This is a genomic window from Erwinia mallotivora (genome assembly GCF_000590885.1).
Classification (GTDB): domain Bacteria; phylum Pseudomonadota; class Gammaproteobacteria; order Enterobacterales; family Enterobacteriaceae; genus Erwinia; species Erwinia mallotivora.
Window position 1 is genome coordinate 95,065 of record NZ_JFHN01000022.1, and the last position, 12,344, is coordinate 107,408.

Here is a 12,344-nt window from a genome sequence, read left to right on the forward strand (position 1 = left end):
GCCAGCTTACTGAGGTTCCATCAATTTCCAGAGAAAAAATGAGGTATGGCAGCATATGCGGGGCCAGTATGCCTGCCACTACCGGTGGTTTTCTGGGACAGATGATTAGTTGGTATTGACTCCCTGAACATCTACGGTGAATGGGATTGAGCTGGTAATATTCTCGGCCCCCTCTGCAGAAAAAAGCCACGCTGGCTGGTTTAAGGAGAGTGACGTCAGATGTGGTGTGACCTCAATCGGTATTTTCACTGCTGAAGATCCAGATGTGAAAGGAACGTCTGTTTCCACGCCAACGTCTGGCAGAAGATCTTTACCATTCATCCTCAGCGCCAGCCCCAGGTTTTCTTTGTTGGTGGCGAAATACTTATCACTACCTGTTAAGCGACTACCTTTAGGCGTTAGCTTTGTGGTTACCGTACGAATATAATTCAGTACTTCAGCATTAGGACTGGTACACACCACATTTACCCCCAGCCCGTTTTGAGCAGTTTGCGTAGCCTGTCCTTTGAAAATACTGTCGGTCTGGAAACCCGTCAGGTTAATATCTGTAGCCGCTGTGCCAGTGCAGTTCACGGAACCAATATTCATCCATCCGGTAATGGAAATATTGTAATTTTCATCAACACTATTTAAGCCACCGACACCATCCAGCTGAAAGATGGTTAATTTATAAACGTCGTCGGTACTGATCTCCCCGGTTCTGATCAGATAAACCTGAAAAGTCATGGTGCGTGACGGCGCAGGCAAGACGTTGCCTACCGTCCATCCGGTATCAACTTTGCCTGCATTCACACTGCTATTGGTATCAAAAGTGCCCAAATCCCGGCCATTGAAGATAAGACCCAGCTTTACCCCGGATGGCAGTTTTTCAGCCTCCCTTTTCGGGAAAGGATAAATATAAACATTTTCTGTCCTGCTACCCGTTAATTGTGATCGGCAGCTGATATCTCTGCTGAATACTCTTGATTGCCAGATTTTTTCACCTATACCTTTATCACCAAGATAAGCAAGTACATTTATATGGTCTTGATCATGTACGGCATTTCTATCTGTTCCCAGGTAACAGACTAACGCAAAAGCATTGGAGGAGGTCGCACAATAAGTGAATATAAAACACATAAAGATAAATACAGCGCGAACTTTCTTTTTCATCGAATTATTTCCACCTAAATTCAGAGGCCTTCGGCCCCGTATCATGATTATTAACTGGCCTCCATGCCACGTTGTTGACTACATCGAAGTTTTATTGACCTATTACGATATTAAGCGTGCTCTTATAAACACCGATATCTTCAGCTATCAGGTTGCCCACTTCTTTTCCATCAACCAATACAAATATCTGTCCCTTTCCTACCTGTTCAGAGGTAAATAATGCTGAATACACACCATTATCTTCGCTGACATCTGAGATCCGGGCACCGCTAATTCCAGTGCTACTAAATGTAATGGCAGAACCTGTAACCGGGTTATTGTTTTTGTCCCTTGCAATAACTGAAAGGGCAATTGCGTCTTTACCGTCGGAGGAGATGATATTCTTGTCTATGGCAAATGTTGAATGTGTACCATCAACTTCACCGGCTACGAACGTTATCTGTGCCGATATGGCATGACCGTTGGTTGTCGCCGTCACGTTATAATGACCACTAACACGGCTGGTGGCAGTAAAGGTTGCTGTACCCTCTTTAGAAGTCCGCACGCTTGCGGAAGAAAGCTCAACCCCACTGTCAGCGCTCAGAGATACTTCACGATCTGCTATTGGATTGTTATTGGCATCGGTGACTGTAACGGTCAACTGGTTGGCTGCTTCACCATTTGCCACTGCGTTGTTGGTTGTAACTTCCAGCCCGCTGGTCAATGCTGTGGCATCATCAGCAACAAAGGTGACATCAACGCTTTTACCTTCCTGTTCACCAACACGTGCGGTGATTTTACGTACACCTGCTTTTACATGAGTAAAATCGACTGTCACTTCGCCTTTTTCATCAGTTAATAACGATTGTGCAGGGATTTCGTCGCTGTCTGCGGTGAAGGTAACTTGCTGGTTCGGTATCAGATTGCCCTGGGCATCTTTCACTACCGCTTTAAGCTGGATGAGGTCCTTACCGTTAGCGACCGCATTGTCTTTCACGACCGTAAAGCTGGCAATCTGTGCTGTCGCACTATCAGCGACAACATCCACGACTGCGCTGGAAAAGGTTACGCCACGTGCCGCAGGGGTGATAGTGATCGCCTGTGCCAGCTTCCCTGCGGTAAGGGTCGCAGTATATTGACCCGCGTTTTGACGTTTAAATGCTGAGAGTACTGCACCGGACGTTTCCATCTCTTTGAGATTCTCAATACCGATTTCTTCTTCCTGAATATCGACAGGATTTCCCTGGTTGTCTTTCACCGACAGCGTCAGTATCTGCTGTGACTGACCGTCGGCAGGCAGTGAACTTTGCGGAGGTGTCAGAGTACTTTCGGCAAGACTGACGGCCGCTTCAGTCACCGTTACCTGGGTTTGCGCCTTGCGGGAAGCATTTCCTTTCTCATCAATGGCGACACCGCTGATAACATAATTATTGATTGCGTTCGGTCCATATTTATAGTCCGGTAAGATAATGCTGTAGTCGTCAGGTCCGTTAGCAATAATCTTTCCACCGTTGGCAATTAACGTAGTTGCAGACCAGTCAATGCGTGCCAGAGGATATTTTGTATTTACAGAAACGTTGAGGCTTTTTTGCTCTCCAGCGTAGCCTTTAATTAAACTGGCCGTTTTTAATTTTATGACCTCATTTTTACGATATTCCAGCACGATGTTATTATTGCGGTCGACTAAATCATATCTGCTGCCAGCAAGACTGCGCATTGCAGCTACCCGAGAACTGTCGATCTGATGTTTCCATGGCACACCCAGCTGATAATTAAGTTGCGCGCCAATATGATTATTGCTCATATCTTTACTGCCCTGACGCCTTTCAGTGCTCACTGTAAGTAAAGGAAAAGGTGTGAGCGTGAGGCCTGCTGTTAAAGCATGCGGATTTTTCTGCCGATTATCTTTGCCAAAGAGTGCAACTTCGTTACCATAATATTTTTCATAATTCAGCTTAGTACCCAGATGCGGCATGGCTGGCAACCAGGCTTCAGTGCGAATATCCCAGCCGTTTGCCGGACGTTCTTTGTAGTCTTGAAAGTCAGGGGAGTTTTTCCAGTTGGTCAACCCGTAATAGCCATTCGTACTCAACTTGATAAAATCACGCCAGTATTCCATGCCAATACCAGAACGGGCATGGCTGCGAGACAAATCATAATCAAGGAAAGTATTAATACCAGCCATAAAGCTGTCTGCAAAATGGCGTATACCAAGGCCCAGATTAGCCTGCGCACGATCATCAGTACGATGGATACTACCCTGGGTAAAAATCAGCTGCTTCTGCTGGTCATGCAAAGGTAATAACAAATCCAGCTGAGAGTTTTTTAGCGACAGGTTTTTATCAGCATCCAGCTGAACGCGGGCCGTTCCATAGCTGCCCAGCCATTGCTGAATTTCAGCATTTACTTCGCTGGTAGCCATACCTCTCGCCAGCGCAGCAGCGGCTTTACTATCAGGATTGCTGGCCATGAAAGAGCCTGCCTGACTGGCGAAACCGGCGATTTTTGCTTCCTTCTCACCGTTTGCTTCTTCTGGTGCAACACCATCATGCTGCCAGTTTACCGATGGCAGCGGCGCCGGGGGAACGTCCAATTCATCACCCGGCTTCAGGTGATCAAAACCACTGGAAAATGTCCTTAACTGATTGAGCTTACGCAGGGCATCGAGACTCATATTGTATTTTTGCGCAACAGTCTGCACAGTTTCTGATTCTTTCAGTATATAGACATGCGTTGCCATGGTGGATGCATCAGCGGAATGCGCCAGAAAGCGATTACCGGATTGCGCGCCAGCTAACGGTGATATTACCGAGCAGGCCACAGGAAAAGCACATTGCACGGCGATATTTATCCAGGCAACGCGTTGATACCATTTATTATATATTCTGGTTCTGCTTTTCAATATACCTCCTCCCCCTGGTTATGATGATTTTGATAAAATGTTGAATTTATTTTTCGCATATAAAGCCACAGTTAATAATTGGTATTCACTCAATGCCAGCTCTGTAATAAAGGGAAAAAACCAATTTATACGGGAGAAATCAAAACCTTACCCGCGGAGAAAATGATTAATTTACCGTACCAAAAAATTATTTAGCTGAAGTCAGATGTGAAATAAAAAATGAAAATGAATTATCTTCCACCAGAAGATAGCCAAAAAAATCACCAATAGATACAAATAAAACAAAAAAAACACCACCTGTTTTATTATCGTTTATCCTCCCTTCTAAGTGCAGATTTATACGCCACTGGTTATTATTTAAGAAAAAGTAAAATTAATAAGAACATCAATCCATATTAAATACTTACCTAAATTTAGTACCAAAGATTAATATTTACTCTGTGCTAAACCTTCAGAATTATTTCACTTTTTATCTATTGTGTAATTAATATTGATAAGTAACAGAGTCGTCTATATCGAGGATAGAACGGCAGAAGCTGATCAGCTTGCCAACAAAATATTTACACCTTTTTGCCTTAAAAAATTATTTTTTAAGCCGGGTAAGTGTAAAGTATTCGTTTTTTACTTAACTATAAAAGCACGACCACAGGCAGGATAAAAGAACATGTCCCAGCATGGGATAATTTCTGAGAGTGGTATTTTTTAAGAAACAATTCAGATAATTACATTCACTCTGGAGTATCCCACCCTGAGATCCATTGATGTGAATTTTCTACTTGACGGATTCAGGGTAGTGACGCCAGGAAGAAACTCCGGAGCGAAATGCGCTTAAGTTATCGTTTGCTGAATATTTATGTGACCAGACGCTTGTGTATTGTGAGTGTGTTCCCCCAACTGATCGCAAAATGAGCAGCAAATGACTGTCTGAGGAACTGAACAGCCTGAACCCCAGATATATCCGGCTTTACACTGTTGCGCAGTGGCCGGTAAGCGTAATAATCCGCATTAGATAACTTCCCTGTGTGAATGGTTTTATAGCAACCTCACCTTGACGTTTTAATGCTGGATGCAGCCTTTCAGCGCGGTAACTCATCAGCAGTTTTTTTATTGCATCCCAACAGGTGTAGTCCACGCAAAATCAATGCTGATGTGAAGAACAGCACCCATATGTGCCCTACTTTTCATTATTCCCGGCAGCTAATTCGCCCTTACCAATAACGGACGTTGTCAGGTTGATTTAGATAAATTCGGTTACTACTGAATGCCATGAAGCGGCCAGGACCTGAGATTTCAAAGAGGCAAACTTCGCTTAATTAAGCCAGACATTTACTTATAAAGCCATTACGCAAGTCCTGAGCATTGGCAGGTGAACCTCTGGTAAAAACATGCAGATGTTAAATAAAAACTTATCTAAAAGAGGGGCGATGTATCAGATGGATGCAAATGAAATAACCTCATTGTAATTCAATGAGGTTATTTCAAGCCCCGGCGTTGGGGCATTTTCTGTAGAGAAGTCAGAAGCGGTAATTGGCCGAAACAGAAATATTACGTGGTTCACCGTAAACGGTATTTCTGCCGACATTAATATTGTAGGTTTTATCAAAGAGATTGTTCAGATTCGCCTGAACAGAAAGCTGTCTGGTCAGTTGATAACGGCTGAACAGATCGACCAGAGCATAGCTGCCCTGCTCTGCATACAGCGTGCTGGCTCCATCCGGTCCGGCAACGTTATCCCAGGTATGCGTCTGCCAGTTGATACCGCCGCCCACCGTCAGATCCGGCAACACCGGCAGGCGATAGCTGCTGTAAAGTTTTACCGTGGTGCGTGGCTGGGTTGGATTGAGCGCCGCATCTTCTCCGTCCCGCGCAACATAACGTGTGGCACCAAAGGTCATTTGCAGGTTATCCGTTACCGCGCCGTTAATTTCGAACTCCACGCCCTTGCTGACCGTGCCATTCTGCTCATACCAGGCATAGTCAGTACTACCCGGCACCAGCGCGTAATCCGTTGCTCCCAGATGATCCTGCTCAATACGGAACACCGCCAACGAGGCAGTGACCCGGCTGTTCATCCAGTCACCTTTGACCCCGGTTTCATAGCTTTTACCGGTAACCGGAGAGAGGTAGGCACCGCTGGCATTGCGATAAGTCTGCGGCTTAAAGATGGAGGTATAGCTTGCATAAGCAGACCAGGTGTCATCAATGTCATACACCAGACCCGCATAGGGCGTGATGTTATTTTTCTCCATATTCTGCGTCAGCGTATCAGCCTGGTAACGGGTGTAACGTGCGCCCAGAATCAGGTGTAGGGGATCGGCCAGCGAAATGCGGGTGGCTATGTAAGCTGACTTCTGATGAATCGTATTATCCTGTGACAGCGCCTGCTCGTCCCAGTCTGGCTCAGGATAGTTACCCCAGTCGTTAAAATCGCCGACATCAGCAGAGGTAAAACTGGTAGAAGCGCTGAAATAACGATCGTTCTGACGGATGTAGCTGATGCCGGTCATCAGTTCATGCTGACGACCAAACAGGGTATAAGCGCCATCAATCCTCGCATCAACCGCGTTTTCTTTGCGCTTCGCCGTGTTGTAGCCCGTACCACCCAACAGGTCATAACCGGCATACGGACCAACGCCAATGCCGGTGGTTTTATCGAAGTAACCGTCTATATATAGCAGCTTACTGTCCATCGTTGCTTCGGTGTGGCTGCCACTCAACGTCAACTGCCAGCCGTTAGTGAAGTCCTGTTTCAGGCTGGCAAAAACTTTCTTCGAATTGCTGTTGTTATAAGCCCAGTCAGGCGAAAGATTGGTACTGCGATCATAATGCGTTTTACTGCCATCCAGATAGAACGTTGGCAACCCACCCCAGGTTGCGCCCTGAATGTTAGTCTCCTCGTAGTCATAACCGACGGACAGCGTGGTGGCATCGGTCAGGTCGGCATCCACCACACCGTAAAGAAACTTTTTCTGGGTGTGATAGTGATCAAGCCAGCTGTCGCCGTCCTGATAACCCGCCACCACCCGGCCCCGCACCTGCCCGGATTCAGTCAGCGGCGCAGAGAGATCGGCAACATAGCGTTGCGTATCCCAGCTACCGTAACTGGCCGAGAGATTGCCTACAAATTCTTTGCTGTCAGCATGTTTGCGGATCATATTGACTGAGGCTGCCGGGCTGCCTGCACCGGTCATTAAACCGGTGGCTCCGCGCACCACCTCAACCCGCTCATAGATAGCCGTGTCAGCCTGCGTATCACCAATGTTCCACTGGGGATCGATCAATACCGGGAAACCATCGATTTGGTAGTTATCGATCATAAAGCCGCGTGAATAAAAATTGCTGCGGTTTGCCCCGGAGTTAAATTCACTGATGCCGGTGGTATTTTTCAGGACGTCATTCAGGGTTTGCAGTTGCTGATCCTGCATACGTTGTCTGGTGATCACGCTGATGGACTGAGGCGTGTCGCGGGCGGTCAGTGCCATGCCGGTGGAAGCGCGGGTGACGGGAGTGTTGTAGTCGGTATCAGTCGTGCTGCCGTTGCTGCCAGCCGTGGCATCAACCACCAGCTCAGGCTCTTTCTGCGTGGTATCGGCTGCATGGGCCGCAGATATCTGCAATGCGCTGATGATCATCACCGCCAGTACAGAGAGCGGAGCGTTGGCAGAGAGGGAGGCAGCATGGCGATGTCCCCTGGTATGACAAGGCGCAAAAAACATTATTTACCCTCAAAAGATTATATTTTTGATTTACTGACCGGGTACTTATCTGAAGCATCAAATTCAGAGCGCACTTTTCCCCGCCAGCGCAACCGCCACGCTGGCGACCGGGCATAGCGTCAGTAGCTCTCTCAGGGATTAACAACCCGCAACGGAAGCTGCCGGTCCTTTCAGATAAGAAAGTGAATGAGAACTATAATCATTTTGATTAGCAATGTAAATGAAATGTATTGAACCTTTTCGGCATTTTGCTGTCGCGAGATTTACACTGCCGTTATCCCCTCAGTAAGCCCAACAAAATGATATCTCTGCGGCCAGCACGAGCGGGGTGGTTACGGCCTTAAGGTATGGTGAAGGGAGAGATAACGGCGTGATTGTCAGCTGGTAAAGAAACTACAAAGCCTGCCCGCAGGCCCAGGCGGAGCTCCACGCCCACTGAAAGTTGTATCCTCCCAGCCAGCCAGTGACATCCACCACCTCACCAATAAAGTACAACCCCGGCACCTCCCGTGCCTCCATCGTCTTAGAAGAGAGCGCATGCGTATCCACCCCACCCAATGTCACCTCGGCGGTGCGATAACCTTCGGTCCCTCCGGGTTGCACCTGCCAGTTGTGCAGTGACGCCACCAGCTCGTTTTGCTGGCTGCTGTTAAGTTGTTTCAGCGTACATGCCGGTAATTTGCCTAACTGTTGCAGGCACTCGGCCAGACTACGTGGCAACACTTTCGCCAGCGTGTTCTTCAGGCTTTGATTAGGATGTGCTTTGCGCTCATCAGTAATCAGGCTGTCCAGAGAACGCGCCGGTGAGAGATTAATGGTAATGATTTCGCCCGGCTGCCAGTAGCTGGAAATTTGCAGCACCGCCGGGCCGGATAAGCCACGATGGGTGAACAGCAGCGCTTCCTTAAATGTTGTGCCATCTTCAGCCGTCAGAATGGAAGGCACGGCGACACCGGACAGGCTTTGTAATTGTTCCAACAGGGGTTTATGCAGTGTGAAAGGCACCAGCCCGGCACGGGTCGGCAAAACCTTCAGACCAAACTGTTCGGCTATTTTGTAGCCAAAAGGTGACGCTCCCAGCCCCGGCATGGAGAGCCCACCGGACGCTATCACCAGCTTTTCAGCCTGTACCACACCGCTAGTCAGTTCGACGGTGTAACCCGCATCGTCTCGCATCACGTTCAGTACCTGGCTGCGCAGACGCAGCGTCACCTTAGCGGCCTCACACTCTTTCAGTAGCAGGTCGACAATCTGCTGCGCGGAGTCATCACAAAACAGTTGTCCCAGGGTTTTTTCATGCCAGGCAATGCGATGACGGTTAACCAGGTCGATAAAATCCCACTGGGTATAACGCGCCAGCGCGGATTTACAAAAATGGGGATTGTTTGAGAGGTAAGCGGCAGGTTCGGTATACAGGTTGGTAAAGTTACAGCGCCCGCCCCCGGACATCAGAATCTTTCGTCCTGCCTTTTTGCCGTTATCGATCAGTAAAATACGTTTACCACGCTGCCCTGCCTGAGCCGCGCAGAACAGGCCAGCCGCACCCGCACCAATGATGATAACGTCAAATTTTTCCACTGCCCGCTCCAGCCATCGCTCAAAAACGGTGATTGTAGTGATTAGAAGGCACTGATACCAGACTAGCCAGGGGGCCAGATGTGAAACATCTGACTTTTTTAAGCCGCTTAAACGGGCAATTTGTTCTTAATGACACCCTGATGTCAAAAAAAGTCTATATTTCACTTTCCCCTGATGCAGTTTCTCGCGGATAATGCGCCGCGCTCATGTCCTCCAAAATGGCGTAACGCTTATGCTACATCTGTTTGCTGGTCTTGATTACCATACCGGCCTGTTACTGGTCCTTGCTCTGGTGTTTGTTTTGTTCTACGAAGCCATTAATGGTTTCCATGACACGGCTAACGCAGTGGCCACGGTGATTTATACCCGCGCTATGCGATCGCAACTGGCGGTGGTGATGGCCGGGGTGTTTAACTTCTTCGGGGTATTGTTGGGCGGGCTAAGCGTGGCTTACGCTATCGTTCATTTGCTCCCAACCGATCTGTTGCTCAATGTCGGATCGGCCCATGGGCTGGCGATGGTCTTTTCCATGCTGCTGGCGGCAATTATCTGGAATCTCGGCACCTGGTATTTCGGTCTGCCGGCATCCAGTTCTCACACGCTTATCGGGGCAATCATCGGCATTGGCCTCACCAACGCCCTGCTTACCGGCACCTCGGTGGTGGATGCACTCAATATCCCCAAAATGATCGGCATCCTGTTGTCGCTGGTGATTTCACCGTTAGTTGGCCTGATGGTCGCCGGTCTTCTGGTGTTTATCCTGCGTCGCTACTGGAGTGGCAATAAAAAACGTCGTCGCATTCACATGACGCCTGCGGAACGTGAAAAAATTGACGGTAAGAAAAAACCGCCATTCTGGACCCGGATCGCCCTGATTGTCTCAGCGATTGGCGTGAGCTATTCCCACGGCGCGAATGATGGTCAGAAAGGTATCGGTCTGATTATGTTAGTGCTGATCGGTGTGGCACCAGCAGGTTTCGTGGTGAACATGAATGCCTCCGGTTATGACATCACCCGCACCCGCGACGCGGTGAACCATCTTGAACAGTACTATCAGCAGCACGCAGATTCACTGACGCACATTGTGCAGATGGCCCCGCCGGTTGTGCCTACGCCGGAACAAAGTGCCGCAACGCCACAGGAGTTCCACTGCGATGCGTCGCGGGCGATGCCTGCCATTCAGCATGCTCAGGGTCTGCTGAACAACCTGCAAAGTTACGATACGCTCAACGTTGAACAACGCAGTCAACTGCGTCGTCTGATGATGTGTATTTCTGATACGGCGGATAAAGTGGCGAAGCTGCCAGGGACTTCCAACGATGACCAACGTTTCCTCGGTAAGCTGAAAGGCGACTTGTTGAATACCATCGAGTATGCGCCAGTATGGATCATCATCGCGGTGGCCTTAGCGCTGTCACTGGGAACCATGGTGGGCTGGCGCCGTGTCGCCACCACCATCGGCGAGAAAATCGGCAAGAAAGGCATGACCTACGCACAGGGGATGTCTGCCCAGATGACCGCCGCCGTCTCAATAGGCATTGCCAGCTATACCGGGATGCCGGTCTCCACGACGCATGTGCTTTCATCTTCTGTCGCCGGGACAATGCTGGTTGATGGCGGAGGGGTACAGGGACGCACGGTGAAGAATATCCTGCTGGCATGGGTGTTTACCCTGCCCGTCTCAATTCTGTTATCCGGTGTGCTGTACTGGATTGCACTGAAGTTTGTCTGAGCATGAGTTGCTGTTGACTAGTCCTGGCATAGGTTGACACTTTACGCCCTCAAAACGCCTGATGTACTGCATCTGGCGTTTTATATTTCAGCGACAGATGCGGTCGCTGGCTATTGTAGATTCTTACCGACTCCGCCACCATTATTTCTGCCTGAACGATGTCTGCCGGGCGCGTTATCAGCAGCTCGTTTTTCAGTATTCCGTTGACCCTCTCCGCAATGGCGTTCTGATAACAGTCATACCCATCCGTCATTGAGCAGATTAGCCCGTGTCTTTCATGCACCGACTGGTACATCGCTGAGCAGTACTGTATGCCGCGATCGGAGTGATGGATCAGCGGTGTCCTGCCATGCCGGTTTTTCAGTGCCATCTGTAGCGCCTTCACCACGTGCTCTGTATGAAGACTTTCATGCACATGGTAACCCACTATTTTCCGTGAGAATGCGTCGGTTACCAGGCTCACGTAAGCCGTGCCGGTTCTGACCGGAAGCCAGGTAATGTCCGCCACCCAAACCTGCTCCGGGCCGGAGATGACGGTCCGCCCCGGCCCGTCTTTCAGCAGGTTTGGATGCTTATAAAAGCGATGATGGCTGTGGGTTGTTTTATGATAAGCCCTGGCCGGACGTACCCGCAGCCCGGCCTCCCGGAGTACGGTAAACAGGCTGTCCCGCCCGATATGCAGTTCAGGTGCATCCCGACAGTTAAGGATATGGTGCAGCTTGCGCGTGCCCAGGCGCGGTTGCTGCATCCTGAGGTTTTTCACTTCCTCAGTAATGCGGCAGGCCTGCTCTGACTTACGTTGCACGCGCTGACACCCCTGATACCAGGCCTGACGGCTTATTTTTAAAAACCGGCAGACCCTGACGATGGTCAGTCCGGGTGTTTTTGCCTGCGCGATAACGAAGCTAACTGCTTTTTTGTCAGCGTGGCACCGAACTCAGTGTTCATGACCTTCACGACGGCCTCAAAGAACTGCGCCTTCACTTCGGATTCAGCCAGCTGCTGCTCAAGCTCTTTGATTCGTTGTTCAGGCGTAAGGGGAAGGGATTTTTTCATGAGTCCTCCACGTGCGCTGCGCTGCTTTGAAGAGTGCCAGTCCAGCTGGCCATATTTACGCAGCCACTTCAGAACGGTGGAGCACCCCTGGATACCGTAGCGCTCCTGAGCCTGACGATAAGTCATCTCACCTTTTTCAACCTGCTCAACGACGGCCAGTTTAAAGGACAGAGAGTAGTCGCGTTGTGTACGTTTAACATATTGCTTCATCACATTCTCCTCAGAATCG

6 protein-coding genes are annotated in these 12,344 nt (G+C 49.2%); 1 reads left to right on the top strand and 5 read right to left on the bottom strand.

What is annotated here, in order from left to right:
- Window positions 1–105: 105 nt before the first annotated feature.
- From BG55_RS03375 to BG55_RS03390, 4 genes are all read right to left on the bottom strand, one after another.
- Window positions 106–1,152, bottom strand: a complete 1,047-nt coding sequence (locus tag BG55_RS03375; protein WP_034934341.1) for a hypothetical protein — start codon at window positions 1,150–1,152, stop codon at window positions 106–108.
- A 91-nt stretch (window positions 1,153–1,243) separates the two neighbouring features.
- Complete coding sequence (locus BG55_RS03380; RefSeq protein ID WP_235192701.1) at window positions 1,244–4,033, bottom strand: inverse autotransporter beta domain-containing protein; 2,790 nt, start codon at window positions 4,031–4,033, stop codon at window positions 1,244–1,246.
- A gap of 1,514 nt (window positions 4,034–5,547) precedes the next feature.
- Entirely contained in the window at window positions 5,548–7,749 is a 2,202-nt protein-coding gene (gene fhuE, locus BG55_RS03385; protein ID WP_034934342.1) for a ferric-rhodotorulic acid/ferric-coprogen receptor FhuE, read from the bottom strand.
- A gap of 393 nt (window positions 7,750–8,142) precedes the next feature.
- Complete coding sequence (locus BG55_RS03390; RefSeq protein ID WP_034934343.1) at window positions 8,143–9,327, bottom strand: BaiN/RdsA family NAD(P)/FAD-dependent oxidoreductase; 1,185 nt, start codon at window positions 9,325–9,327, stop codon at window positions 8,143–8,145.
- Between the two features lie 232 nt (window positions 9,328–9,559).
- Between BG55_RS03390 and pitA the strand changes: the two genes are divergently transcribed.
- Entirely contained in the window at window positions 9,560–11,059 is a 1,500-nt protein-coding gene (gene pitA, locus BG55_RS03395; RefSeq protein ID WP_152542608.1) for an inorganic phosphate transporter PitA, read from the top strand.
- A 49-nt stretch (window positions 11,060–11,108) separates the two neighbouring features.
- Here pitA and BG55_RS03400 read toward each other — a convergent pair.
- Window positions 11,109–12,325 (bottom strand): IS3 family transposase gene (locus tag BG55_RS03400; RefSeq protein ID WP_152542550.1). Its coding sequence is split into 2 segments (ribosomal slippage): window positions 11,109–11,978 and window positions 11,981–12,325, totalling 1,215 coding nucleotides; the frame shifts between segments, so codons are not numbered across the junction.
- Window positions 12,326–12,344: the final 19 nt, after the last annotated feature.

What these genes read in the sequence shown, in the direction of transcription:
- BG55_RS03375 (WP_034934341.1), bottom strand. Translation starts at nt 1,152, where the DNA reads ATGAAAAAGAAAGTTCGCGCTGTATTTATCTTTATGTGTTTTATATTC.
- fhuE (WP_034934342.1), bottom strand. Translation starts at nt 7,749, where the DNA reads ATGTTTTTTGCGCCTTGTCATACCAGGGGACATCGCCATGCTGCCTCC.
- pitA (WP_152542608.1), top strand. Translation starts at nt 9,560, where the DNA reads ATGCTACATCTGTTTGCTGGTCTTGATTACCATACCGGCCTGTTACTG.